Origin of the sequence: Streptomyces sp. NPDC048560, assembly GCF_040650955.1 — a bacterium.
In the GTDB taxonomy this organism is placed as follows: domain Bacteria; phylum Actinomycetota; class Actinomycetes; order Streptomycetales; family Streptomycetaceae; genus Streptomyces.
In genome coordinates, this window is sequence record NZ_JBEZIJ010000013.1 from 27495 (window position 1) to 52791 (window position 25297).

25 protein-coding genes are annotated in these 25297 nt (G+C 70.9%); 7 read left to right on the forward strand and 18 right to left on the reverse strand.

Annotated elements, in window-relative coordinates:
* Nucleotides 1-1270 precede the first annotated feature (1270 nt).
* Nucleotides 1271-3799, reverse strand: coding sequence for an ATP-dependent Clp protease ATP-binding subunit (locus tag AB0C82_RS30160; protein WP_362848046.1), 2529 nt, complete (start codon nucleotides 3797-3799; stop codon nucleotides 1271-1273).
* Nucleotides 3800-4228: 429 nt separating this feature from the next.
* On the opposite strand from AB0C82_RS30160, the gene AB0C82_RS30165 reads away from it, so the two are divergent.
* Nucleotides 4229-4813 carry an SCO3374 family protein gene (locus AB0C82_RS30165; protein WP_362848049.1) on the forward strand — a complete coding sequence of 195 codons (585 nt, stop codon included), beginning with the start codon at nucleotides 4229-4231 and terminating at the stop codon, nucleotides 4811-4813.
* Here AB0C82_RS30165 and AB0C82_RS30170 read toward each other — a convergent pair.
* The 11 genes from AB0C82_RS30170 to AB0C82_RS30220 all read right to left on the reverse strand — a co-directional run bounded on the left by AB0C82_RS30170 (nucleotide 4792) and on the right by AB0C82_RS30220 (nucleotide 13482).
* Entirely contained in the window at nucleotides 4792-5127 is a 336-nt protein-coding gene (locus tag AB0C82_RS30170) for an Lsr2 family protein (RefSeq protein ID WP_362848051.1), read from the reverse strand. The two genes, AB0C82_RS30165 and AB0C82_RS30170, sit on opposite strands and share 22 nt — an antisense overlap.
* Nucleotides 5128-5271: 144 nt before the next feature.
* Nucleotides 5272-5841 carry an amino-acid N-acetyltransferase gene (locus AB0C82_RS30175; protein WP_362848053.1) on the reverse strand — a complete coding sequence of 190 codons (570 nt, stop codon included), beginning with the start codon at nucleotides 5839-5841 and terminating at the stop codon, nucleotides 5272-5274.
* Nucleotides 5842-5850: 9 nt separating this feature from the next.
* Nucleotides 5851-6285 carry a BlaI/MecI/CopY family transcriptional regulator gene (locus AB0C82_RS30180; protein ID WP_362848056.1) on the reverse strand — a complete coding sequence of 145 codons (435 nt, stop codon included), beginning with the start codon at nucleotides 6283-6285 and terminating at the stop codon, nucleotides 5851-5853.
* Between the two features lie 112 nt (nucleotides 6286-6397).
* Nucleotides 6398-6577: a hypothetical protein gene (locus tag AB0C82_RS30185; protein ID WP_362848058.1), complete on the reverse strand. Its 180-nt coding sequence runs from the start codon at nucleotides 6575-6577 to the stop codon at nucleotides 6398-6400.
* A 69-nt stretch (nucleotides 6578-6646) separates the two neighbouring features.
* Nucleotides 6647-7234, reverse strand: a complete 588-nt coding sequence (locus tag AB0C82_RS30190; protein ID WP_362848571.1) for a hypothetical protein — start codon at nucleotides 7232-7234, stop codon at nucleotides 6647-6649.
* Nucleotides 7235-7372: 138 nt separating this feature from the next.
* Nucleotides 7373-8170, reverse strand: a complete 798-nt coding sequence (locus tag AB0C82_RS30195) for a type III pantothenate kinase (protein ID WP_362848060.1) — start codon at nucleotides 8168-8170, stop codon at nucleotides 7373-7375.
* A complete protein-coding gene (gene nadC / locus AB0C82_RS30200) occupies nucleotides 8170-9207 on the reverse strand; it encodes a carboxylating nicotinate-nucleotide diphosphorylase (protein WP_362848063.1) in 1038 nt (345 codons plus the stop codon). The genes AB0C82_RS30195 and nadC overlap by 1 nt, the downstream gene beginning before the upstream one ends.
* The gene (locus AB0C82_RS30205; RefSeq protein WP_362848066.1) at nucleotides 9204-10949 is read right to left on the reverse strand and encodes an L-aspartate oxidase; all 1746 of its coding nucleotides are present in this window, start codon (nucleotides 10947-10949) and stop codon (nucleotides 9204-9206) included. The genes nadC and AB0C82_RS30205 overlap by 4 nt, the downstream gene beginning before the upstream one ends.
* Nucleotides 10946-11998 carry a pantoate--beta-alanine ligase gene (gene panC / locus AB0C82_RS30210; RefSeq protein ID WP_362848069.1) on the reverse strand — a complete coding sequence of 351 codons (1053 nt, stop codon included), beginning with the start codon at nucleotides 11996-11998 and terminating at the stop codon, nucleotides 10946-10948. Before panC ends, AB0C82_RS30205 begins: the two co-directional genes overlap by 4 nt.
* Complete coding sequence (locus AB0C82_RS30215) at nucleotides 11995-12960, reverse strand: DUF2520 domain-containing protein (protein WP_362848072.1); 966 nt, start codon at nucleotides 12958-12960, stop codon at nucleotides 11995-11997. The genes panC and AB0C82_RS30215 overlap by 4 nt, the downstream gene beginning before the upstream one ends.
* A 360-nt stretch (nucleotides 12961-13320) precedes the next feature.
* A complete protein-coding gene (locus AB0C82_RS30220; RefSeq protein ID WP_362848075.1) occupies nucleotides 13321-13482 on the reverse strand; it encodes a hypothetical protein in 162 nt (53 codons plus the stop codon).
* Nucleotides 13483-13586: 104 nt separating this feature from the next.
* On the opposite strand from AB0C82_RS30220, the gene AB0C82_RS30225 reads away from it, so the two are divergent.
* A complete protein-coding gene (locus AB0C82_RS30225) occupies nucleotides 13587-14699 on the forward strand; it encodes a DUF5937 family protein (protein WP_362848574.1) in 1113 nt (370 codons plus the stop codon).
* A 34-nt stretch (nucleotides 14700-14733) separates the two neighbouring features.
* Here the strand turns inward: AB0C82_RS30225 and AB0C82_RS30230 are convergent, their stop codons facing one another.
* Nucleotides 14734-15408, reverse strand: coding sequence for a response regulator transcription factor (locus tag AB0C82_RS30230; protein WP_362848078.1), 675 nt, complete (start codon nucleotides 15406-15408; stop codon nucleotides 14734-14736).
* Nucleotides 15409-15470: 62 nt separating this feature from the next.
* Entirely contained in the window at nucleotides 15471-16673 is a 1203-nt protein-coding gene (locus AB0C82_RS30235) for a sensor histidine kinase (protein WP_362848081.1), read from the reverse strand.
* A 96-nt stretch (nucleotides 16674-16769) separates the two neighbouring features.
* On the opposite strand from AB0C82_RS30235, the gene AB0C82_RS30240 reads away from it, so the two are divergent.
* Both AB0C82_RS30240 and AB0C82_RS30245 read left to right on the forward strand, forming a co-directional pair.
* The gene (locus tag AB0C82_RS30240; RefSeq protein ID WP_362848084.1) at nucleotides 16770-17762 is read left to right on the forward strand and encodes an SAM-dependent methyltransferase; all 993 of its coding nucleotides are present in this window, start codon (nucleotides 16770-16772) and stop codon (nucleotides 17760-17762) included.
* A gap of 50 nt (nucleotides 17763-17812) precedes the next feature.
* Complete coding sequence (locus AB0C82_RS30245; RefSeq protein WP_362848087.1) at nucleotides 17813-18955, forward strand: NADH-quinone oxidoreductase subunit D; 1143 nt, start codon at nucleotides 17813-17815, stop codon at nucleotides 18953-18955.
* A 30-nt stretch (nucleotides 18956-18985) separates the two neighbouring features.
* Here AB0C82_RS30245 and AB0C82_RS30250 read toward each other — a convergent pair whose 3' ends face one another.
* From AB0C82_RS30250 to AB0C82_RS30265, 4 genes are all read right to left on the reverse strand, one after another.
* The gene (locus AB0C82_RS30250) at nucleotides 18986-20011 is read right to left on the reverse strand and encodes a hypothetical protein (protein ID WP_362848089.1); all 1026 of its coding nucleotides are present in this window, start codon (nucleotides 20009-20011) and stop codon (nucleotides 18986-18988) included.
* A 102-nt stretch (nucleotides 20012-20113) separates the two neighbouring features.
* On the reverse strand, nucleotides 20114-21088 hold the full coding sequence (locus AB0C82_RS30255) for an ABC transporter substrate-binding protein (protein WP_362848092.1): 975 nt from the start codon (nucleotides 21086-21088) through the stop codon (nucleotides 20114-20116).
* A gap of 46 nt (nucleotides 21089-21134) precedes the next feature.
* Complete coding sequence (locus tag AB0C82_RS30260; protein WP_362848094.1) at nucleotides 21135-21809, reverse strand: ABC transporter permease; 675 nt, start codon at nucleotides 21807-21809, stop codon at nucleotides 21135-21137.
* Between the two features lie 3 nt (nucleotides 21810-21812).
* Nucleotides 21813-22532, reverse strand: a complete 720-nt coding sequence (locus AB0C82_RS30265; protein ID WP_362848096.1) for an ABC transporter permease — start codon at nucleotides 22530-22532, stop codon at nucleotides 21813-21815.
* 143 nt (nucleotides 22533-22675) lie between these two features.
* On the opposite strand from AB0C82_RS30265, the gene AB0C82_RS30270 reads away from it, so the two are divergent.
* The 3 genes from AB0C82_RS30270 to AB0C82_RS30280 all read left to right on the forward strand — a co-directional run bounded on the left by AB0C82_RS30270 (nucleotide 22676) and on the right by AB0C82_RS30280 (nucleotide 25285).
* Nucleotides 22676-23863, forward strand: a complete 1188-nt coding sequence (locus AB0C82_RS30270) for a betaine/proline/choline family ABC transporter ATP-binding protein (RefSeq protein ID WP_362848099.1) — start codon at nucleotides 22676-22678, stop codon at nucleotides 23861-23863.
* A 145-nt stretch (nucleotides 23864-24008) separates the two neighbouring features.
* Nucleotides 24009-24806: a dihydropteroate synthase gene (gene folP / locus AB0C82_RS30275; RefSeq protein WP_362848576.1), complete on the forward strand. Its 798-nt coding sequence runs from the start codon at nucleotides 24009-24011 to the stop codon at nucleotides 24804-24806.
* The gene (locus tag AB0C82_RS30280; RefSeq protein ID WP_362848102.1) at nucleotides 24803-25285 is read left to right on the forward strand and encodes a nuclear transport factor 2 family protein; all 483 of its coding nucleotides are present in this window, start codon (nucleotides 24803-24805) and stop codon (nucleotides 25283-25285) included. Before folP ends, AB0C82_RS30280 begins: the two co-directional genes overlap by 4 nt.
* Nucleotides 25286-25297: the final 12 nt, after the last annotated feature.

Genomic DNA, 25297 nt, shown 5'->3' on the forward strand with positions numbered 1-25297 from the left:
GTGGGCCCAAAGGCTGTCCGTTTCGGGACCTTCGGCCTGTGGGCCCACCGCACTGACAAGAAAGCGGTCGAGCACCCGGGGGAACCATGACCGGCGACGGCACCGACGACCCGGCGGGCATCGAGCCCGCCGACGCCGTCGAGTCCCTCCGCGAAGCCTGGAGGCCCAGCCTCCCGACGCCGGCGCGGGGCGTCCCTCACCGTCGGTGCCGCAGCGCATCGACACCCTCCTCCCCGGCCGCGCCCGGGTTCCGCTGCGGGGCAACGCGGGCGGCGGGAAGACCACCCTGATCTGGTGGCCGGCCGCCCACGCGGCGGCGCGCACCCTCCCCCGGCGGCTGGAGGCCCTGATGAACGGCCTGGCGCCCTTCGTCGTCCCTCTGCGCACGTGCGCGCCCTGGCCGGCACCTTCCCGGGGCCCGCCGGGCTGCCTACCGCTGCCCGGCTGCCGTTCGACGACCCGGCGGAGGGCTGGACGGGCCGGACTGGCTGACGTCGCCGGACTTCGAGGAGCTACGGCTCCTGCCGATTACGGAAGGAGGACATCCGGTCCTTTGTGGGGGCGTGGCACAGCTGCCCGGCTGGACTGGGACGACCACGAGCATCCGACCGAACTGGAACAGGACCTGGCGCACCGGTTCACCCGGAACACCGCCCTGCGCGACCTCGCCCGCACTCCCCGTTCGGCTGGTGCGCGAAGGCCAGTCGGAATTCTCCCGCAGGCACGGCGGCAGAGCTGGACACCGAGGAGCTGCCGGACAGGGCGATCGAGGCGCTGGGCTCGCTCAGCGACGCACGCCGCGGCTGAGGCTGACATCGACGTCCGCGGACCGCCTGGGAGGCCTCGACGCGTGGAAGAGCCTGACCTCCACAACGAGTCCCCCACCGCCGGACTGTCCGAGGCCCTGCGCACCAGCCCCGGTCTCACCGGTCTCGAAGTCTCGGCGCCCGCCCTGCTCCAGCTCCTGGCCGAGGAACCCCTCCCGCACGTCACCGGCTGGCAGCGTGCTCGACGCGGTCGTCAGGACGTCTCCGTCCCTGACCTCGCTCCGCATACGTCTGGGTCCGAACCCACCGCACCCGTTCAACCTGGGCCCCTCCGGGCCCTGCCCGGCTGCCGGGTCACCGTCAACGGCGCGCATTCGGAGATCGTCGGCGACGAGGGCATCGCCGTCACGCTCCGATCCTTGGGAGCCGTACGAAAAAGGGGCTGCCCCGGAACCGATGAACGGTCCGGGGCAGCCCCTTCGTATCTGCTGACTACGACGCGGTTACGCGTCCTTCGTCATGTTCGGGCCGGCGCCGCCTGCCGCCTGCTCGATCGGAGGAACGTCGGGCAGTGCCGACTTCTCCTCGCCGCGGAACGAGAACTTCTTCTCCTCGCCCTCGCCTTCCGTACCGACGACCACGATGTGACCGGGGCGCAGCTCACCGAAGAGGATCTTCTCGGAGAGGATGTCCTCGATCTCGCGCTGGATCGTCCGGCGCAGCGGCCGGGCGCCCATCACGGGGTCGTAGCCCTTCTTCGCCAGGAGGGCCTTGGCCTCGGCACTGAGCTCGATGCCCATGTCGCGGTCCTTGAGGCGCTCATCCACCTTGTCGACCATGAGGTCGACGATCTGGATGATGTCCTCCTCGGTCAGCTGGTGGAAGACGACCGTGTCGTCGACACGGTTGAGGAATTCGGGCCTGAAGTGCTGCTTGAGCTCTTCGTTGACCTTGACCTTCATCCGCTCGTAGTTCGTCTTGACGTCGCCCTGGGCGGCGAAGCCCAGGTTGAAGCCCTTGGAGATGTCCCGGGTCCCGAGGTTGGTCGTCATGATGATGACCGTGTTCTTGAAGTCCACGACCCGGCCCTGGGAGTCGGTCAGGCGACCGTCTTCCAGAATCTGGAGCAGGGAATTGAAGATATCGGGGTGGGCCTTCTCGACCTCGTCGAAGAGGACGACGGAGAACGGCTTGCGGCGCACCTTCTCGGTGAGCTGTCCGCCCTCTTCGTAGCCCACGTAGCCGGGGGGCGAACCGAAGAGACGGGAAACCGTGTGCTTCTCGCTGAACTCCGACATATCGAGGGAGATCAGTGCGTCCTCGTCGCCGAAGAGGAATTCGGCGAGCGTCTTGGAGAGCTCGGTCTTACCGACACCGGACGGACCGGCGAAGATGAACGAACCACCGGGGCGCTTCGGGTCCTTCAGACCGGCTCGCGTACGGCGGATCGCCTGCGAAAGGGCCTTGATGGCGTCCTTCTGCCCGATGACGCGCTTGTGGAGCTCGTCCTCCATGCGCAGCAGACGGGAGGACTCCTCCTCCGTCAGCTTGAAGACCGGGATGCCGGTGGCCGTGGCCAGGACTTCGGCGATGAGCTCGCCGTCGACCTCGGCGACGACGTCCATGTCGCCGGCCTTCCATTCCTTCTCGCGCTTGGTCTTCGCCGCCAGCAGCTGCTTCTCCTTGTCGCGGAGAGACGCCGCCTTCTCGAAGTCCTGGGAGTCGATCGCCGACTCCTTGTCGCGACGGACACCCGCGATCTTCTCGTCGAACTCGCGGAGGTCCGGCGGCGCGGTCATCCGGCGGATGCGCATCCGGGAACCGGCCTCGTCGATCAGGTCGATCGCCTTGTCCGGCAGGAAGCGGTCCGAGATGTACCGGTCGGCCAGCGTCGCGGCCTGGACCAGCGCCTCGTCCGTGATGGAGACCCGGTGGTGGGCCTCGTAACGGTCGCGCAGACCCTTGAGGATCTCGATGGTGTGCGGCAGCGACGGCTCCGCGACCTGGATGGGCTGGAAGCGTCGCTCGAGAGCGGCGTCCTTCTCCAGGTGCTTGCGGTACTCGTCGAGCGTCGTGGCACCGATGGTCTGGAGCTCGCCTCGCGCCAGCATGGGCTTGAGGATGCTCGCGGCGTCGATCGCGCCCTCGGCGGCGCCCGCACCCACCAGGGTGTGGAGCTCGTCGATGAACAGGATGATGTCGCCGCGGGTGCGGATCTCCTTGAGGACCTTCTTCAGGCGCTCCTCGAAGTCACCGCGGTAGCGGGAACCCGCGACCAGGGCGCCGAGGTCGAGCGTGTAGAGGTGCTTGTCCTTGAGGGTCTCGGGCACCTCGCCCTTGACGATCGCCTGTGCCAGGCCCTCGACGACCGCCGTCTTGCCGACGCCGGGCTCGCCGATGAGGACCGGGTTGTTCTTGGTACGGCGGGACAGCACCTGCATGACCCGCTCGATCTCCTTCTCGCGCCCGATGACCGGGTCGAGCTTGGATTCACGAGCGGCCTGGGTGAGGTTCCGGCCGAACTGGTCGAGCACCAGGGACGTCGAGGGCGTGCCCTCGGCGGGGCCGCCTGCTGTGGCCGCCTCCTTGCCTCCCGAGTACCCGGAGAGCAGCTGGATGACCTGCTGCCGAACCCGGTTCAGGTCGGCGCCCAGCTTCACGAGGACCTGGGCTGCGACGCCCTCGCCCTCGCGGATCAGGCCGAGCAGGATGTGCTCGGTGCCGATGTAGTTGTGGCCCAGCTGAAGGGCCTCGCGGAGCGAGAGCTCCAGGACCTTCTTGGCTCGGGGAGTGAAGGGGATGTGTCCGGACGGGGCCTGCTGGCCCTGACCGATGATCTCCTCCACCTGCTGGCGGACCGCCTCGAGCGAAATCCCGAGGCTCTCCAGGGCCTTAGCGGCGACACCCTCACCCTCGTGGATCAGGCCCAGGAGGATGTGCTCGGTGCCGATGTAGTTGTGGTTGAGCATCCGGGCTTCTTCCTGAGCCAGGACGACAACCCGCCGCGCGCGGTCGGTGAACCTCTCGAACATCGTTAATCGCTCCTCAGAGCGGTCAGGCAGTAAGGGGTCGGTCCCCTCCCTGTCCTTCCGCAGCTTAGTCCCGCAAGCGGGGACCGCTCATTCCAACTGCCGACACCCGTTCTTGGCCTCCTGCCCGGAACGCCGACAACTGCTCCAACCCGATGGTGCGAGACGATGTTCCCGCAGGCCAGGCAGATACCCCTTTCGCCAGTACGCCGATGGCGAACGTGAGACGTATCGACCTGCGTGTCGCCCCTTCCCACTAGGGATGTCTTACCCGCAACTACTGACAGTCCATGCGGCGCGACCCGGTTCCCTCAGCTACGGGCGAACATCTTTGCGCCCCCGAATATGTCCGCACACCCCCATACCGGGCACCCTGGGCAATCCGTGAGCCACTCCGCGTAACCATGGGGCCGGTTCGGCGGTTCATCGGGCATGGCCCTCACCGTTCCGACTCCCCGCTCGTCGCCCGGCACCGACGACTGGGCACTGCGGTACGAGCGTGAACTCGGCTGGGCCACCGCGGAGGGCACACCGGTGCGTCTGCTGACCGGGCTGCGCTTCGATGTGCTGGAACTGCCCGCCGAGGCCGGTCACGCCGTGCTGAGACGGCTGGGGCGCACGGGTCCGGTGGTGCTGGCCGGGCGGCGCATGGCACTGCTGGTAGCCGCGGGAAGCGCCGATGAGCTGCCGGGGCTGCTCGACTGGCTGGAGTGGGGCGGAATCGCCCTCGATCTGACCGCCGTGGGCACCGGCGGGCGCATCACCGCCCCGGCGCCGCCCGGCTGTGCGGCCGGCTCGCCGGGGGCCGCCTTCTGGCTGCGGCCCCCCGAGCCGAGACAGGAGGTCGGACCGACGCTGCCGGCCCTCGTCGGCTTCGGGAACAGGGGTGGGGATGTTCCCGATCTCGCACGGCTGGTGGACGTGGCCGCGACGGAATGCCACCGGGCGCGACTGACGCGAGCCCGGTCCGGGCTGCTGACCTATAGGCCGACAGCTCAGCCGTTGGCCTTCTCGTAAGCCTCACGAATCTCTGCGGGAACACGGCCCCGGTCATTCACATTGTGGCCGTGCTCGCGAGCCCACTTACGGATCTCTGCGGTGTCCTTGTTGCCACCCGTGACGGCGCGGCCCTTGCCACGACCGGTCGCGGCGCGGCCACCGGTACGACGGCCACTCTTGGTGTACGGCTCAAGAAGACCACGGAGCTTGTCCGCGTTGGTCGTGGTGAGGTCGATCTCGTACGTCTTGCCGTCAAGTGCGAACGTCACTGTCTCGTCCGCCTCGCCGCCGTCGAGGTCATCGACAAGAAGGACCTGAACCTTCTGTGCCACTGGATTTCCTTTCATCGAAAATGTAGTACGCGGAAAGGAAACCGCTTTTCCCCGGAAAACACAAACCCCTGGGAGAGGTCCGGGAGTGCAAGAACGCGGGAAACATGCGCGATTCGGACATAGGGCAGCGAAGGCTTGTGCCGATCACAGGTGCAGAAGCATCCGGCTGTTGCCCAAGGTGTTCGGCTTCACTCGTTCGAGACCCAGGAACTCCGCGACGCCCTCGTCATAGGAACGCAGCAGCTCACTGTAGACATCTGTGTCGACCGGCGTCTCTCCGATCTCGACGAAGCCGTGCTTCGCGAAGAAGTCCACTTCGAAGGTCAGACAGAAAACCCGCCGCACCCCCAGCCAGCGCGCGGTCTGCAAGAGCTTGTCCAGCACTTGATGCCCGACTCCCGCGCCCTTGATGCTGTGATCGACGGCGAGTGTGCGCACTTCGGCGAGGTCTTCCCACATCACGTGGAGTGCGCCGCAGCCGATGACACGGGCGTCCTCGTCGCGTTCAGCGACCCAGAACTCCTGGATGTCCTCGTAAAGAGTCACCGTCGCTTTGTCGAGCAGGATGCCTTCGGAGACGTACCCGTCAAGGAGCCCGCGGACCGACGTCACATCGGTCGTCCTGGCACGGCGGACGGTGATGGCCGGCCTATTTACCGACGGGTCGGTTTGAAACTCGGTATCCGACTGGGTTTGCGGCAGCTCTGACGACATGCCCCGACGCTATCGCCCGGTCTCCGGCTCCGTGTCATCGGCCGGGGTTGTCTCACCGGCCGGACTCGCGGGGGCTTCGGGGAAGGTGGGCAGAACCATGCGCGTGGCGTCCTGCAGGGCCTCGCGCTGTTCGGCCGACATCATGCCGAAGAAGGCGACCAGAGCGGCGGCGGGGTTGTCGCTGCGCGACCAGGCTTCGTTCATCAGTGCGGCCGAGTACGCGGCACGGGTGGAGACCGCCGTATATCGATATGCGCGGCCGTCGACTTCCCTGCGCACCCAGCCCTTCTGATGGAGATTGTCCATTACCGTCATGACGGTCGTGTACGCGATGGACCGTTCCCGCTGAAGGTCCTCGAGAACTTCCCGGACGGTAACCGGCCGGTTCCATTGCCAGACCCGTGTCATCACGGCGTCTTCCAGCTCTCCCAATTGGCGAGGCACAGCGTCACCTTAGTGCTAGATGTCTGGAATGAGCGGTTATTTACATAATAAAAGGGCGTACAGCTCGTCACTCACGAGCCGTACGCCCTTCTCGGGTCCGGGTGGGGCGCAGTCAGGCGCCTTCGGCCCGCGGGGTCTGCTGGACCGACTCCGCGCGGGAGATCGCGGCGTCCACGGCCGCGTCCTCCTTGGTCTTGTTGGGACCGCCCTGACTCTTGACGATCGTCACGACGAGACCGATGAAGAATGCGGCCATCACCACGGGGGGCAGAAGCGCGGATACGTAGTCCATGCCGTCCAGAGTAGCGAGCCCCCTGCGGCCGGACGCCGCGCCCTCCCGGCGGAGGACGCGGCGGACCGGTCAGCCCGCGGCGCGCTCCTCGGACGGGGTGACGGGGCGGCGGCGGGGCGGGAAGACCTCGGACGGCTTCGGCGCGGGGCGCTCCGCAGGGGCGGGCGGGCGGGCCGGGGCCGGGGCCGGCGGGGCCTTCGGGCGGTCGGGTTCCTTCGCGAGGGCGAGCCCGCCCGGCAGCGCCGTCAGGCGGCTGCGCGGGGCCGGGGCCGTGGCGGAGACGGCGCGCCCGGCGAGCCGGGCGCGCACCGAGCGCTCGGCGAGCACCTGGCAGCGGTCCAGGAGGGCCGCCGCGAGGGGTTTCCCGCGCAGGGCGCGCAGGGCCGCGAGATCGTCGGGGCGGGGGTCGTATCCGGCGGCCAGGGCGTCCTGGAGGAGTTCGAGGTAGCCGGAGACGGAACCGGGGAGGGCTTCGCGGTAGCGGGCGAGGTCGGCGAGGAGGAAGGCGCGCAGCCTGCCCGCCTCACCGACCGCCTCGTCCACGGCCTCCGCGAGCCGCAGGCAGTCCTGGACATCCTCTTCGGGCAAGGGCGTGGGGTACAGGGCGATGGCGAGGACGCGTCGGAGCACACGCAGCTCGTCCGCGCTGAACGCCATGCCGCCGCGTGATCCGTAGGGCGTGGGCATAACGTGAGAATACGTGCTAAATGGACAAAATCCTCTTAACTGGCCGTGGGCGGCGCGGCGTATTCCGCCGTGCCGCCCAGGACATTCCCGCAGGTGCGGGCGCGTGCCTCAGAGCCGCGCGACGTTGCGCTCGTACACGAGGCGCAGACCGATGAGCGTCAGCCAGGGCTCGTGCTCGTCGATGACCGTGGCGTCCTGCAACACCATCGGAGCAAGGCCACCGGTCGCGATGACGGTGACGTCGTCGGGGTTCGCCGCCAGCTCCTTCTTCATGCGGGACACGACGCCGTCGATCTGGCCCGCGAAGCCGTAGACGATGCCGGACTGCATGGCCTCGACCGTGTTCTTGCCGATCACGCTGCGCGGCCTGGCCAGCTCGATCTTGCGGAGCTGGGCGCCCTTGACCCCCAGCGCCTCCACCGAGATCTCGATGCCGGGCGCGATCACGCCGCCCGTGTACTCGCCGCGCGCCGAGATCGCGTCGAAGGTGGTGGCCGTTCCGAGGTCCACGACGATCGCCGGACCGCCGTAGAGCTCGACCGCAGCGACCGCGTTGATGATGCGGTCGGCGCCGACCTCCTTGGGGTTGTCCATCAGGACCGGCACGCCGGTCTTGACGCCCGGCTCCACGAGGATCGCCGGGACGTCGCCGTAGTAGCGGCGGGTGACCTCACGGAGCTCGTGCAGGACGGCCGGGACGGTGGAGCAGATCGCGATGCCCTCGATGCCGTCACCGAGCTCCATACCGAGCAGCGGGTGCATCCCCATCAGGCCCTGGAGCAGCACGGCGAGCTCGTCGGCCGTGCGGCGGGAATCGGTCGAGATCCGCCAGTGCTCGACGATCTCCTCGCCGTCGAACAGGCCGAGGACCGTGTGCGAGTTGCCGACGTCGATGGTGAGCAGCATCAGATGCCGGCCCCGTCGGCGTCCCGGAAGTCCAGACCGATGTCGAGGATCGGCGAGGAGTGGGTGAGCGCGCCCACGGCCAGGTAGTCGACGCCCGCCTCAGCGTAGGCGCGCGCGGACGCGAGCGAGAGCCGGCCGGAGGACTCCAGGACGGCGCGGCCGCCGACCAGGGCGACGGCCTCCACGGTCTGCGCGGGGGTGAAGTTGTCCAGCAGGATCAGGTCGACGCCGGCGTCGAGGACCTCGCGGACCTGCTCCAGCGTGTCGACCTCGACCTCGATCGGCACGTCCGGGAACGCGGCCCTGACCCGCTTGAACGCCTCCGCGACGCCGCCCGCCGCGACGACGTGGTTGTCCTTGACGAGCGCCGCGTCCGAGAGCGACATGCGGTGGTTGACGCCGCCGCCGCAGCGCACCGCGTACTTCTCCAGCGCGCGCAGGCCGGGAGTCGTCTTGCGGGTGTCGCGGACCTTGGCCTTCGTGCCTTCGAGCACGTCGGCCCAGGCACGCGTGGCGGTCGCGATGCCCGAGAGCCTGCAGAGCAGGTTGAGGGCGCTGCGCTCGCCGGTGAGCAGGTCACGGGTGCGGGTGGTGACCGTCAGCAGCTTCTGGCCGGCGACGACGCGGTCACCGTCCTCGACGTGCCGCTCGACCTCGAACTCCTCCGTACAGACGATCGAGAGCACCGCTTCCGCGATGTGGATGCCGGCGACGACGCCCGCCTCGCGCGCGGTGAAGTCACCGGTCGCCACGGCGTCCTCGGGGACCGTCGCCACGGTCGTGACGTCCACGCCGCCGTCGAGGTCCTCCTCGATGGCGACATGGGCGACGTCCTCGACCTGGACGGGGTCCAGGCCCGCTTCGGCGAGCAGCTGGGCGAGGGCGGGGTCGAGACCGCACTCCAGGCCGTCGGGGTCGTAACCGTCGCCGCAGCCGCAGCCGTCGCCGCAGCCGTCCGTGGCGGGAGCGGGCGCGCCGATATGGATCAGCGGTACGTCCACGGGCGTGGGGCGCGGATTCTCTTCGGGCGTGCTCACGGTTGCGGCTCCTCAGGGGCGTGGGCGGGGTGGTTCGTGGTGCTTGAGCAGTCTGGTGTCTCTGTGGCGCGTACGGGCGGGAATGCGGCGGTCTCCGTACGGCTGACGACCAGCCGCCGGTCCGGGGCGATCCGTACGACGAGGTGGCGGCGCCAGTTCTCGTCGTCCCGCTCGGGCCGGTCCTCGCGCCAGTGGCAGCCGCGGGTCTCCTCGCGCTCACGGGCCGCGGCGACCAGGACCCGCGAGACCAGGAGGAGGTTGGTGGCCTCCCAGGCGTCCACGCCCGGTACCGCCACCTTGGGTTCGGCCGCGTCCGCGTCGTCGGCGGCCGTGCGCTGCAGGGCCTGCAGCTCCTCGGCCGCGGTGGCGAGACTGGCCGCGGAACGGATGACTCCGGCGCCCTTCGTCATGATCCGCTGGATCGCCGCCCGGGACTCGGGGACCAGGAGCGGCGAGGTGCTCCCGCCGACGGGCTCCACCGCCTCGGTCCGCTCCGGCCTGTCGCGCACGATGTCGGCCGCGATGCGCTCCGCGAAGACCAGGCCCTCCAGGAGGGAGTTCGAGGCCAGCCGGTTCGCGCCGTGCACGCCCGTGCAGGCGACCTCGCCGCAGGCGTAGAGCCCGGGAACCGTCGTACGGCCGGTGAGGTCGGTCCGGATGCCGCCCGAGGCGTAGTGCGCGGCCGGGGCGACCGGGATCGGCTCGGTGACCGGGTCGATGCCGTGGGCCCGGCAGGCGGCCAGGATCGTGGGGAAGCGGTGCTCCCACATCTCGGCGCCGAAGTGCCGGGCGTCCAGGTACATGTGCTCGGTGCCGTGCCGGTGCATCTGGCGGGTGATCGCCTTGGCGACGATGTCGCGCGGGGCCAGCTCCGCGAGCTCGTGCTGCCCGAGCATGAAGCGGGTGCCGGACGCGTCGACGAGGTGGGCGCCCTCGCCCCGTACCGCTTCGGACACGAGGGGCTGCTGGCCCTCCGAGTCGGCGCCCAGGAACAGGACCGTCGGGTGGAACTGGACGAACTCCAGGTCCGAGACCTCCGCGCCGGCCCGCAGCGCCAGGGCAACGCCGTCGCCGGTGGAGACCGACGGGTTGGTCGTGGCGGAGAAGACCTGGCCCATGCCGCCGGTGGCGAGGACGACCGCGGGGGCGCGGACCGCGCCCACTCCGTCGTGCTGCCCCTCGCCCATGACGTGCAGGGTGACTCCCGCCGTACGGCCTTCGGCGTCCGTGAGGAGGTCCAGGACCAGGGCGTTCTCCACGGTGTGCAGGGCCGCCGAGCGCACCGCCTCGACCAGGGCGCGGGAGATCTCGGCTCCGGTGGCGTCGCCCCCGGCGTGCGCGATGCGGCGGCGGTGGTGGCCGCCCTCGCGGGTCAGCGCGATGTCGCCGCTCTCCGTCTTGTCGAAGAGCGCGCCGGTCTCGATCAGCCGGCGTACGGCGTCGGGGCCTTCGGTGACCAGGGCCCGAACCGCCGTCTCGTCGCACAGGTCCGCGCCCGCGACGAGGGTGTCGGCCAGGTGCTGCTCGGGGGTGTCGCCCTCGCCGAGTGCCGCCGCGATACCGCCCTGCGCCCAGCGGGTGGACCCGTCGTCCAGCCGCGCCTTGGTCACCACGACGGTGGCGAGACCCGCGGCGGCGCAGCGCAGTGCGGTGGTGAGACCGGCCACGCCCGAGCCGACCACGACGACGTCGGCGTCGATGGACCAGCCGGGGGCGGGGGCGGTCAGCCGTATTCCGGTCACGTGAGCGCTCCGAAGGTCAGCGGGATGTTGTCGATCAGTCGGGTGGCGCCCACGCGTGCCGCCACGGCGAGGATCGCCTCGCCGTGGTCGCGGTCGTCGGGGATCTCGGTGAAGTCCGACGGGTCGACGAGGGCGAGATAGTCCACGGCGAGCGGCGGCTGCTCCTTGGACGCGTCGTCCAGGACGAGGCGGGCCGCGGCGCGGACCGCGGCGGGCCCGCCGCTCGGCCGGGCCAGGGCGACCGCCTGGGTGTCGGCCGCGGCGCGGGACTCACCGAGCGCGGCGAGACCGGCGACCCGGCTCACGCTGGCCGTGGTCGCCGTCGCGCGCTCGTGCAGGGCCTGCTGGGCGGCCAGCCGGTCGCGCGCCGCGAACAGGGACCGGGGCAGTGCGAGCGCGGTGCGCCGCTCCTCGGCGGAGAGGAAACGGTTGCGGCTGGAGAGGGCCAGGCCGTCGGGGTCGCGGACGGTGGGTACGCCCGTGATCACGACGCCGAAGTCGAGGTCGCGCACCATGCGGCGGATGAGCGCCAGCTGCTGCGCGTCCTTCTGCCCGTAGAGCGCCTCGTCGGGGCGGGTGAGGTGGAGCAGCTTGGCGACGACGGTGAGCATCCCGTCGAAGTGCCCGGGGCGCGCGGCGCCTTCGAGCCGCTCGCCCATGGGACCGGCGGTGATGCGGACCTGGGGTTCGCCCCCGGGGTAGACCTCGTCGACCGAGGGTGCGAAGACCGCGTCGGCGCCCGCGGCGGCGGCGACCACGAGGTCGGCGTCGAGGGTGCGCGGGTAGCGGTCGAGGTCTGCCGCCTCGCCGAACTGGAGCGGGTTCACGAAGACCGTGACGACGACCTGGCCGGCCGGGCCCGCCGCTGAGCGTGCCGTACGGATGAGGGTGGCGTGGCCTTCGTGGAGCGCGCCCATGGTCATGACGACGACGCGCCTGGCCCCGGCCGGACGGCGCAGGGCGTCGAGCTCGGCCGCGGTGTGCAGGAGGACGGGGGTGGTGGCGGTGACCGGCGTCGCAGCCGGCGCACCGGGTTCCGGGGTGCTCATCGGGCCTCCCTCGGTCCGGTGCCCTCGGTTCCGGAGGGCGGGATCGTGCGGCTCCCGTCGGCCAGGACTCCGAGCAGGTCCTCGGCCAGTTCCGCCTTCAGCATCCCGTGCGCGAGTGCCCGGTCGGCGGTGGCGCGGGCCATCGCGACGTATCCCGCCACCGTCTGCGGGGCGTGCGCGCGCAGCTCGCCGATATGCGCCGCCACGGTGCCCGCGTCGCCGCGGGCGACGGGTCCGGTCAGTGCCGCGTCGCCGGAGCGCAGGGCGTTGTCGAGGGCGGCCCCGAGGAGCGGGCCGAGCATCCGGTCGGGGGCGGACACCCCGGCCTTGGCCAGCAGCTCCATGGCCTCGGCGACCAGCGTGACCAGGTGGTTCGCGCCGAGCGCGAGGGCCGCGTGGTAGAGCGGGCGGGACTCCTCCGCGATCCATTCGGGCTCGCCGCCCATCTCGATGACCAGCGCCTCCGCGGCGAGTCTGAGCTCCCCGGGTGCGGTGACACCGAACGAGCAGCCCGCGAGCCGCTGGACGTCGATCGAACTGCCGGTGAACGTCATGGCCGGGTGCAGGGCGAGGGGCAGCGCCCCGGCCCGCCTGGCCGGATCGAGCACCTTGGTCCCGTAGCGCCCCGACGTGTGGACGATCAGCTGTCCCGGCCGTACGGCCCCGGTCTCGGCGAGGCCTTCGACCAGGCCGGGCAGCGCGTCGTCGGGGACGGTCAGCAGCACCAGCTCGGCGCGCGCCAGCACCTCGGCGGGCGTCACCAGGGGTACGTCGGGCAGGAGGGCGGCCGCTCGGCGTACCGATGCGTCGGAGACGCCCGATACGGCCACCGGGCGGTGTCCCGCGAGCTGGAGCGAGGCGGCGAGGGCGGGGCCGACCCGTCCGGCACCGACGACGCCGACCGTGAGGCGGGCGGGGCGGTCCCTCGCGTCGAGGGGGTCCTTCGAAGTTGTCGTATTCACGCGGCGATGGCCTTCCGTTCCAGTCCGCGGGGGGTACCGGACGATTTCTCTGAATGCTACGCCAGCGTTTCGCGCCGCCTCACGGCTGTCCACAGCCTGTGGGTAACTCTGCGGCTCCGGCGGAAATCCGGTCGGACGGCGCCGGGCGCGCTGTCGGTCGCCCGGACGTCGATCGTCCCACGACGGACACCGGCAGGCAGGAGGAGCGCCGACGGCCGCCGGCGGGACGAGCGGTGATCGCGGTGGTTGCCGCGGGGCGGTGGATCGCCTGCGATCACGGGCGGTTGCCGCGGGCGGTGGATCGCCTGGGATCACGGGCGGTGGATGCCCCTGTGATGTCAGGCGGTGGTTCGCCTGTGTCTACGGGCCGGGCCGCGGACGGGGTGCGGCCGTCCGGGACCGAAGACGGTCCCGGAGGGCCCGCAGGACCTCACGGTCGTGACGGCCGGGCGGTGGCGGCGGGGGCTCGCCGTGCCGGGCCGCGCGGTAGCTGTCGAGCATGTGCTGCTGAATCGCGTCCATGTCTCCAGCGTGAGCCGGTCGCGGCCGGCCGGCGCGTCGATTGACCAGCACCGTCAAACGTCGGGGGCCTCCGTCCCGGCACCCCGCACTATGGAGGCGTGAGCGTGAACATCGACATCGCGGGTCTGCCCGCCGAAGCCATCGTCTTCGAGACCTCTCCCCTGGCCGAGCTGGGGCTGGCTCTCCATGCGCTCTCGGAGCCCGGCCACCATCCGGGACTGCACGGCTGGGCGACAGCGACCGCCGCCTCCCTGGAGCCCGCCCTCGCGGACCGGCTCCACGAGGCCGAGTTCCTCTGGCGCAACACCTTCTCGGACATCTTCATGCCGTTCGCCGGGGTGCGCGGCGGTGACGGCAGGACCGGGGCGACGCTCGCCGAGGACCTGGACATCCTCGACAAACTGGACGACGAGCGGTTCGTCGCCGCCGCTCTGGAATTCACCTGCGCCAGCCACTACGGCACCGGGGCGCCGTCCCCGCTGACCGACGCGACGATGCGGGCCCGCGCACTGGACATGGCGGCCGCCCGCGGACCGCAGCAGGCGCACTTCACCCAGCAGCTGCTGGCTGATCCGCTCGCCGTACGCGGCTGGGTCCGGCGGCTCTTCGAGGACTGCGAGCAGGCGTTCTTCGCGGACACCTGGCGGCGGGTGCGGGTCCAGCTCGTCGCCGACGCCCGGCACAAGACGGAACTGCTGCGGCGCAAGGGGCTCGACGAGGCGGTGCGTGCGGTCTCCGCCGCCCTGTCGCTGAACGACGACGGGACCAGGATCGGCGTCGACAAGCTGTCCGAGGGCCGGACCAACGCCACCGACCCGGCCGTCGGCCCCGGACTCACGCTCATCCCGACCACGTTCGGCTGGCCGCACCTCATGGTGCTGCACGCCCCGGACTGGCGGCCGGTGATCCACTACCCGGTGCACCGGCCCGACCTGCCGTCCCCCGCCTCCGTCGAGCTGCTCCAGCTCCGGATGGAGGCCCTGGCGCACCCGATGCGGATGCGCCTGTGCCGCAACCTCGCCCGTTCCCCGTACTCCACCGGCGAACTCGCCGACTCGCACGGGATCACGGCTCCCGAGGTCTCGCGCCACCTCTCGGTACTGAAGAAGGCCGGTCTGGTCACCACCCGGCGGCGCGGCCGCTACGTGCTGCACCAGCTGGACCTGACCGCGGTGACCCGGCTCGGCAGCGACTTCCTGGAGGGGATCCTGCGTTAGGGCGGGTCGGGGGCCGGCGAGGCCGCAGTCACCCTCAGCCCGCTCCGCCGCCGGCCCGGACGAGGCCCGTCTCGTACGCGAGCACGACGACCTGCACCCGGTCGCGCAGGTTCAGCTTCGTCAGGATGCGGCCGACATGCGTCTTCACGGTCGCCTCGGACAGCACGAGCCGCGCGGCGATCTCACCGTTCGACAGGCCCTGCGCGACCAGCATCATCACTTCGCGTTCCCGCTCGGTGAGCTTCTCGATGTGCTTGTGGCTGGGGTCCTTGCCGCTGGTCGGCAGCATCGAGGAGAAGCGGTCGAGCAACCGGCGCGTGGTGGACGGCGCGACGACCGCGTCCCCGCTGTGCACGGCGCGGATCGCGGCGAGCAGCTCGCCGGGCGGCACGTCCTTGAGCATGAAGCCGCTGGCCCCCGCCTTCAGCCCGGAGAAGGCGTACTCGTCCAGGTCGAACGTGGTCAGGATGAGCACCTTGGGCGGGTCGGTCTGCGCGCAGATGCGCCGGGTCGCCTCGACGCCGTCCAGCCTCGGCATACGGACGTCCATCAGCACGACGTCCACCGCGGTGGCCCGCAGCACCTCGATCGCCTCGGCGCCGTCACCGGCCTCGGCGACGACCTCCATGTCCGGCTGGGCGGCGAGCACCATCCGGAATCCGGTGCGCAGCAGCACCTGGTCGTCGACGAGCATCACGCGGATCGCCATGAGGTGTCCTGTTCTCCTGGTCAGTGGATGGGTCGGGCTTCCAGCGGGTGGGTCACGGATGTCTAGTGGCCGGGCTTCAGCGGCAGCAGGGCGCTGATCCGGAATCCGCCGCCGGGACGCGGGCCCGCGTCCAGCGTGCCGCCGACCATGCCGACCCGCTCCCTCATACCGATCATGCCGTGGCCGGCTCCGTCGGCCCCGCCGTCCTCGTACAGCTCGTGCGCGGCCCCCCGGCCGTCGTCCTCCACGAGGAGCCCGAGGCCGTCGTCGAAGTAGACCAGCCGCACGCTCGCACCGGCGTCCGGGCCGCCGTGCTTACGCGTGTTGGTGAGGGCTTCCTGCACGATGCGGTACGCGGTCAGTTCCACCCCGCTCGGGAGCGGGCGCGGCGTGCCCTCGATCTTGAAGTCCACCGCCAGGCCGGTCCGCCTGACCTGCTCGATCAGGTCCTCGATCTGCCCGACGTCGGGCTGCGGCACGTACTCCCCGCTCTCCGGGGCATCGCCGGTGCGCAGCACGCCGAGCAGCCTTCGCATCTCCGCGAGTGCCTGGCGGCCGGTGCTCGAAATGGTCTCCAGCGCCTGCCGCGCCTGCTCAGGCGCTGCGTCCATGACGTACGCGGCGCCATCGGCCTGGACCACCATCACGGAGACGTTGTGGGCGACGACGTCGTGCAGCTCGCGGGCGATCCGGGCCCGCTCGGCGGCCACCGCGACCTTCGACTGCGCCTCACGCTCCCGTTCCAGCCGGGCCGCGCGCTCCTCCAGCTGGTCGAAGTAGGCACGGCGGGTCCGCATCGAGTCGCCGAGCACCCAGGCCAGGACGAACGGCACCGTCATCACGACCACGACGAAGATGGACTGCGCCCAGTGCTCATCGGTGCGCTCCGGCCAGCGGAGGTGCGAGAGCCCGGCCGCGACGAGGCTGCACGCCAGGGCGAGCCGCGAGGCCCAGCGCTCCCCGACGGTGGCCACGGTGTACGTGATCACGAGGAGGGCGAAGTCCGCGATGCCCGGCCTGACGTCCAGGACCAGTTGTGCGAGCCCCATCGCCACGGCGAGCAGCAGCATCTTCTCGGGAGCGCGCCGGCGCAGCGCGACGACCGTGCACAGGCCGAGCGTGACCGGCACCGCCAGGGCCATCTCCCGTCCGCCGCCGTTCTGGCCGGCCACGATCGACACGCCGGAGAGCCCGAGGAGGAAGACAGCCCAGAAACTGTCGACGCCCGTCGGGTGTCTGCGGATGAAGTCGTAGAGGCGCTGCACGTAACCCAGCGTAGGGACAGCAGATCGGTGACCGGGTCAGCCGGAGGGCCGATCCAGATCCTGGGACCGTACTCCCCAAGGTGGAGACTTGCCTACGTGATGGATGACTGGTGCGGTTGGCGGGAAGCGGCAGAGACCGCTTTGTACGGGGACGAGGGCTTTTACCGGCGGCCGGAAGGACCCGCGGGACATTTCCGCACGTCGGTGCACGCCTCCCCGCTCTTCGCCGCCGCCGTAGCCCGGCTGCTCGCAGGGACGGCGCGGGAGCTGGACTCCGAAGAGGTCGCCCTGGTGGACGTGGGCGCGGGGCGCGGCGAGCTGCTGACCGGGGTGCTGGCGGCGGTGCCCGCCGGGCTGAAGGTGCGGGCGTACGCGGTGGAGATCGCCGGGCGCCCACCCGGTCTCGACCCGCGGATCGAGTGGTGTGCCGAGCCTCCGCAGGGCGTCACCGGGCTGCTGTTCGCCAACGAGTGGCTGGACAACGTCCCGGTGGACATCGCGGAGGCCGACGCCGACGGGGTGGCGCGCCAGGTCCTCGTGCGGGCGGACGGCACGGAACGGCTGGGTGACCCGGTCGGTGCGGCGGACGCGGAATGGCTGCGGCGCTGGTGGCCGCTGACGGACCCGGGCGACCGTGCGGAGATCGGCCGGCCGCGCGACGAGGCGTGGGCGCGGGCGGTCGCCTCGCTGGCGGAGGGCCTGGCGGTGGCGGTCGACTACGCGCACGTACGGGAGTCGAGGCCGCCGTTCGGGACGCTGACCGGCTTCCGGGCGGGGCGCGAGGTACACCCGGTGCCGGACGGCAGCTGCGACCTCACGTCCCATGTGGCGCTGGACGCGTGCGCGGAGGCGGGGAGCGCCGTCGCCGGCGTACCGGCCGAGGTGCGTGACCAGCGCGCGGCGCTCCGGGAGCTGGGGGTCAGCGGTGAAAGGCCACCGCTCTCCATGGCGTCGGCCGACCCGGCCGGGTACCTCCGGGCGCTCTCCTCGTCGGGCGAGGCGGCGGAGCTCACCGCGCGCGGCGGACTGGGCGATTTCGGCTGGCTCTCGCAGCGGGTACGTGTGCCGTCCGCCGCCTCCGGCGGCTGAGGAGCGGGGTCACGGGCGAAGCCCCGGGGACCCGGGGGATACTGTCCGGCATGACGGAGACGACGGTCGGCATCGGCGGCGCGGCAGAGAGCACCGACATGGTGCTCAACATCGGCCCCCAGCACCCCTCGACCCATGGGGTGCTCCGCCTGCGGCTCGTCCTGGACGGCGAGCGCATCCAGCACGCCGAACCGGTCATCGGCTACATGCACCGGGGCGCCGAGAAGCTGTTCGAGGCGCGCGACTACCGGCAGATCGTGATGCTCGCCAACCGCCACGACTGGCTGTCGGCGTTCTCCAACGAGCTCGGTGTCGTCATGGCCGTCGAGCGCATGCTCGGCATGGAGGTCCCCGAGCGCGCCGTGTGGACGCGGACGCTGCTCGCCGAACTCAACCGGGTACTGAACCACCTGATGTTCCTCGGCTCCTACCCCCTCGAACTGGGCGGGATCACCCCGATGTTCCACGCGTTCCGGGAACGCGAGGAACTCCAGGCCGTGATGGAGGAGGTCTCCGGCGGCCGGATGCACTACATGTTCAACCGCGTCGGCGGGCTCAAGGAGGACCTTCCCGCGGGCTGGCTCGGCCGCGCCCGCGACGCGATCGCCTCGGTGCGCTCCCGGATGAACGTGTACGACGACCTGGTGCTGGGCAACGAGATCTTCCGGGCCCGGACCCGCGGAGTGGGTGTGCTCTCCGCCGAGGCCGTGCACGCGTACGGGGTGTCCGGTCCGATCGCCCGCGCCTCGGGGGTCGACTTCGACCTGCGGCGTGACGAGCCGTATCTCGCCTACGGGGAGCTCCAGGACACGCTCAAGGTCGTCACCGCGACCGAGGGCGACTGCCTGGCGCGGTTCGAGTGCCTGCTGGGCCAGTCGCACAACGCGCTGGATCTCGCGGACGCCTGCCTGGACCGGATGGCCGTTCTGGCGCCCGGACCGATCAACCAGCGGCTGCCCAAGGTGCTGAAGGCACCGGAGGGCCACACGTACGCGTGGACCGAGAACCCGCTCGGCATCAACGGCTACTACCTGGTGTCCAAGGGCGAGAAGACCCCGTACCGGCTGAAGCTCCGCTCCGCCTCGTTCAACAACATCCAGGCCCTGACCGAGCTGCTGCCCGGCACGCTGGTCGCCGACATGGTGGCCATCCTGGGATCGCTCTTCTTCGTCGTCGGCGACATCGACAAGTAGGGCCCGCGGGAGCCCTCGCCGGGAGTGCCGCTACGAGGAGATGGCGCTGCGCAGCCCGGCGACGTCCAGCTGTTCCGTCTCGTCGTGCGCGGTGAGGTCGATGACCTTGCCCACGGCACGGTTCTCCGCCGTTCCCGTCCGGTGGGCGGCGAGCGCTTCCTCGCCCACCACGTCGGCCAGGTCCTCGTTCTGCACGGCCTCGATCGCGGCGTTCACCTTCTGCGTACCGAAGAAGTCGAAGCTGCCCTGCGGGACGAGGTGCCGGCGCGCGGCCGCGTACGGGACGATGGCCGACGCGGCCGGGATCGGACGAGGCGCGGGGACGGGTGCGAGCTGCGGGGCGGGCAGGGCGGCCGACGGGCGGCGGTGCTGATGGTCGCCCTCCCCGGCGGCCGCCGCGTGCTTCCCCTTCGGGCCGTCCGCCTCCGCGTCCCGGGTGCCGGCCCGCTCGGCGAGGTCGCGCTGCCTGGCCCGTTCGGCGGTGCGGCGGGCCTCCTGGAGGGCGCCGTTGCGTGTGAGGTCCCGCAGCGCCTCGGAGGCACGGAGGTACGCGCCCGGGGTGGGCGTCGAGCCCGCGGCCGGCAGCTCCCGGGGCGTGGCAGCGGCTTCGAGCGCCAGCTGCCTGCGGCCCTCGAGCGCGGTGGCCCGCTCCGTCTCGGCGTTCGCGTACCGGCGCAGCAGCGCGGCGTGTTCGCCCCGCAGTCCGGCGAGCTCCACCCGCTTGCGGCGCAGCTTCGTCTCCAGCCGGGTGCGCAGCTCCCTGGACTCCTCCAGGTCGGACTCCAGTTCGGCTATGCGTTCCTCGGTCTTCCACTCGTCGCTGGCGCGGGCGCGCGTCAGGTCCGCGACGCGCAGCCCCGCGGCCCGGTCCCAGCTGCGCATCAGGTACGCGCCGGAGACGGCGGCGGCCGCGGTGGCCGCCACCAGGCCGCGCAGGGCGACCGGTTCGGCGAGCAGCCAGGCTCCGGCGGCACAGACGACCGACACTCCGGCCACAAGGGAAGGCGGCAGGATCCTGTGCAGGGGCGGCGAATGGCGGTGACGTCCACGTGGCATGGCTCAAAATTTACCGTGCGTACGGGTTACTTGGGAGACCGCCCGGCAATCTGTTCCCCGCCGGTTACCTGACGGCCTCCCGAAGCACCGGAATCCTCGCTTCTACTTCTTCAGCAAGCCTTTCGCCCGGAGATACTCCTTGGCGACATCCGCGGGCTTGGCGCGCTCGGCGTCGACCTTGCGGTTCAGTTCCGCGAGGTCCTCGGTGGTGAGTGCCCCGGTGAGCTTCCCGAGCGCATCGGCAATGTCCTGCGCGCCCGCGTCCTTCGCATTGAGCACCGGCAGGACGTTGTCGGCGTTCTGGAGCTTCTTGTCGTCCTCCAGGAACACCAGGCCGTAACTCTCCAGCACCGCGTCGGTGGTCGTCGTCAGAACCAGCTGGTCCTTGCCGTCCTTGACGGCCTGCTTCGACTGAGGAGTGCCGACGCCCTTCGGGTCGATTCCGGCGACATCAATGCCGTACGTCTTCTTCAGACCCGGAGCACAGAACGGCCGGACCTCGCACTCGTCACCGGCGGCGATCGTCACCTTGATCTTCGACCTGCCGAGGTCCGAAAGCGTGGTGAGCTTGTTCTTCTCGGCGAATTCCTTGGTCACGGCGAAGGCGTTCTGGTCGACGGCCTCGCCCGCCGGGAGCACCTTCAGACCGAGGGGCGTGGCGAGCTTCTCCAGCGCGGCGACCGTGGCGGCGGCGTCCCCGGAGGCGACGGGCTTCTTCGCCGCCTCACTCGCCCCGTTCACCTTGGCGTTGAGGAATTCGGCGATCGTCGCCGCGTATTCCGGTACGACGTCGATCTCGCCCTTCTCCAGGGAGGGTTCGTACAGCTCCCGGTTCTTCACCGTGGTGATCGAGGTGCTGTATCCGGCGTCGCCGAGAATCTGCGCGTAGAGCTCGGCGAGCACCTTGGACTCGGTGAAGGACGCGGCGCCCACGACGAGCGAGCCCTTCTTGGCGTCCGGCGCCGCGGCCGGTCCGCCCTTCTCCTCCTCCAGGCTGTCGCCGCCGCACGCGGCGAGCGACCCTGCCAGCGCGACCACTCCGACGATCGCACCCGCTATGCGCGAGGTCCTGCTCATGATGTTCTCCGTCCACAGCGAAAGGGTGACAAAAAGCTGCGCCGCATCAGGCGCTCCGCCGGTGGCGCAGCGGGGACAGCAGCCGGTCCAGCGCCATCAGCGTCCCCTCGACCACCAGGGCGAGCCCGGCGACCAGCACCGCGCCCGCGAAGACCTGCGCGGTGTCGTACGTGTTGAAGCCGGCGGTGATGATCCGGCCCAGGCCGCCGAGGCCGACCATCGCCGCGATGGAGGCGGTGGCCACCACCTGCACGGCGGCGGAGCGCAGCCCGGTCATGATCATGGGGTAGGCGAGCGGGAGCTCGACCCGGGCGAAGAGCTGCGGACCGGACATCCCCATGCCTCGCGCCGCCTCGACCACGGAACGGTCCACCTCCGTCATCCCGACGTAGGCGTTGGTGAGCAGCGGCGGCACGGCGAACAGCACGAGCGCGATGATCGTGGGCCAGTAGCCGGAGTTGCGGAGCGGTGTCAGCATGAAGAGGGCCAGCACCGCGAAGACGGGTACGGCGCGCCCCACGTTGGAGATGTTGACCGCGAGCGCGCCCCCCTTGCCGAGGTGTCCCAGGTACAGCGCGAGCGGCAGTGCGAGCGCGCAGGCCAGGGCCAGCGCCACCCCGCTGACGTACAGATGCTCGGCGAGCCGGTGGGCGGCACCGCTCTCCCCCGACCAGTTCGACCCGGTGGTGAGCCAGGTCCAGGCGTCTGCGACGACTCCCACGGATCAGCCCGCCTCCACCTTCGCGACCAGGGGCCCGCTGCCGGGGCCGGGGGTCGCGCGTACGCGGGTCCAGGGCGTGAGCAGGCGCTGCAGGCCGAGCAGCAGCAGATCGGCCGCGACCGCGAGCAGCACGCAGAGCACCGACGCCGTGAGCACCTGGGCCTTGAAGAGGCTCGGCAGCGCGTCCTCGATGAGATTGCCGAGGCCGCCCTTGCCGACGAGCGAGCCGACGGTCGTCAGCGCGACCGTCGACACGGTGGCTATGCGCAGACCCGCCATCAACGCGGGCAGCGCGAGGGGCAGTTCGACCTCCCACAGCATCCGCGCCGGCCCGTACCCCATGCCCTTGGCGGCTTCCTTCGCCTCCTGGGGGACCGCTTCGAGGCCCGCCAGGATGTTCCGTACGAGGATGGTCAGCGAGTAGAGCACCAGGCCGGTGACGACGAGGGCCGCCGAGAGCCCGAACAGCGGCAGCAGCAGCGAGAACATCGCCAGCGACGGCACGGTGTAGAGCACTGTCGTCAGTCCGAGCACCGGTCCCGCGAAGTGCCGTCCGCGCCGGGCGAGAAGGGCCAGCGGAAAGGCGACGGCCAGTCCGATCAGCACGGAGACGCCCGTGATCCAGATGTGCTGGACGGTCGCGTCGGTCAACTCCTGGCTGCGGGAACGCAGATACTCACCGCAGATCCAGTCGTTCGCCACGAGGCAGTTCTCTCCGGCCACCCGTCCCCACCTCCCTGATTCACCGTCGCGATTCCTGTACCGAACTGATGTCTGGCGACCCTATCCTCGACCACTGACAATCGCCGAGGCCGTCGCATTCCGGCAACACGGCCTTCACAGAACGCGCTTCACAATGGGGAACCATGATCCGTTTCGAGCACGTCACCAAGCGGTACGCCGACGGCACCACCGCCGTCGACGACCTTTCCTTCGAGGTCGGCGAGGGTGAACTGGTCACGCTCGTCGGACCTTCCGGCTGCGGCAAGACGACCACCATGAAGATGGTGAACCGGCTGATCGAACCGACCGAGGGACGGATATTCCTCGACGGGGACGACATATCCGCCATCGACCCCGTCCAGCTCCGGCGCCGCATCGGCTATGTCATCCAGCAGGTCGGCCTCTTCCCGCACCGGACCGTGCTGGAGAACACCGCCACAGTCCCCCATCTCCTGGGCTGGAAACGCGGAAAGGGGCGCGAACGGGCCGCCGAACTCCTCGACCTCGTCGGACTCGACCCCTCCGTCTATGGTGACCGCTATCCGGAACAACTGTCCGGTGGTCAGCGTCAACGCGTGGGCGTAGCACGCGCCTTGGCCGCCGACCCGCCCGTGCTGTTGATGGACGAACCATTCGGCGCGGTCGATCCCGTCGTACGGGAACGCCTGCAGAACGAATTCCTGAAGCTCCAGGCACAGGTCCGCAAAACAATCCTGTTCGTCACCCACGACATCGAGGAAGCCGTCAGGCTCGGTGACCGGATCGCCGTGTACGGGCAGGGCCGCATCGACCAGTTCGACTCCCCCGCCACCGTCCTCGGCGCCCCCGCGACCCCGTACGTGGCGGACTTCGTCGGCGCCGACCGCGGGCTGAAGCGGCTCTCCGTCACCCCCATCGAGGAGAGCGACCTGGAGCAGCCGCCGGTCGTCCACCTCGACGACCCCCTCGCGAAGGCGACCGGGCGGCTGCGGGCCGAGGGCGCGCGCTGGGCCGTCGTGCTCGACGGGGAGGACAATCTCCATGGCTGGATCCCGGCCGTCGACGCCGCCACCGCCGACTCCAGGGGCACCGTCCGCGAGCACGCCCGCCGGATGGAGGCGTGGCTCCCGATCGGCGCGCCGCTCAAACAGGCGTTCGCCACGATGCTCCAGCACGACGCCGGCTGGATCGCGGTGATCGACGAGGAGAGCGCCGGCCGCTTCCTCGGCGTCCTCACCCCCGCCCGCCTCCACGAGGCGCTGCGCCGCTCGATCGACGCGGACGCCCAGGACGTACCGCGCGCGAACGTCGCCGTGGAGAGCGTGGCGGGCGTGACGGCGACGGCCCCTTGACGGCCGCCGCCCGCTCCCGGCGCGCCGGGAACGCGCGCACGGCGCGGCGCGAGAGGGCTCCCGGCGGGCCTACGCTGGGCGTATGAGTACGTTGCGCGGACGCGGCACGGTGCAGGACCTGCCGGAGTGGGACCGGTGTGCGGTCATGGGGGTCGTCAATGTGACGCCCGACTCCTTCTCCGACGGAGGACGGTGGTTCGACACCACGGCCGCGGTCAAGCACGGCCTCGTGCTGGCCGGTGAGGGCGCCGACCTGATCGATGTCGGCGGTGAGTCGACCCGCCCCGGCGCCAGCCGGGTGGACGAGTCCGAGGAGCTGCGGCGCGTGGTCCCGGTCGTGCGGGGGCTGGCCTCCGAGGGGGTCACGGTCTCCGTCGACACCATGCGCGCCCGCGTCGCCGAGCAGGCGGTCGCCGCCGGCGCGGCACTCGTCAACGACGTGAGCGGCGGCCTCGCCGACCCGGACATGGTCCCGGTCGTCGCGGCGGCGGACGTCCCGTTCGTCGTCATGCACTGGCGCGGCTTCAGCGAGTCCATGAACAGCAGAGCCGTGTACGAGGACGTCGTCGGCGAGGTCGTCTCGGAACTGCGTGCCCGGATGGAGGCCGTGATCGCGGGCGGGGTGTCCCCCGAACGGATCGTGATCGACCCCGGTCTCGGATTCGCCAAGGACGCCTCCCACGACCTCTCCCTCGTCGCCCACCTCGACGCGCTGCACACCCTGGGCCGCCCGCTGCTGGTGGCCGCCTCCCGCAAGCGGTTCCTCGGCCACGTCCTGGCCGGCGAGGGAGCCGCTCCGCCCCCCGCCCGCGAACGCGACGCCGCCACGGCGGCGATCTCCGCCCTGTCGGCCCAGGCGGGCGCGTGGGCCGTACGGGTGCACGAGGTCCGGGCCACCGCCGACGCCGTACGGGTCGCCCGCGCCATCGAGGGAGCGGCGTGAGCGGGCAGCACGACGAGCACGCCGAGGCAGCGGCCGACATCGAGGCCGTCGAACGGGCCAACACCGCCTTCTACGAGGCGATGGAACGCGGTGACTACGACACGCTCTCCGGCCTCTGGCTGCCCGGTGAGGACCTCACCATCTCCTGCGTGCACCCGGGATGGCCGGTGCTCACCGGGCGCGGCGAGGTGCTGCGCAGCTACGCGCTGATCATGGCGAACACGGAGTACATCCAGTTCTTCCTGACCGATGTCGGCGTCTCCATGACCGGCGACACGGCCCTCGTGACCTGCACCGAGAACATCCTCAGCGGCGGACCGGCCGAGGAGGGCAACGCGCTCGGCCCGCTCGTCGGCCAGCTCGTCGTCGCGACCAACGTGTTCCGCCGCACACCCGACGGCTGGAAGCTGTGGTCCCACCACGGCTCGCCCGTACTGGCCGAAACCGGTGAGGACGAGGACGAAGACACCCCCACCTGAGTGGGTACGTGT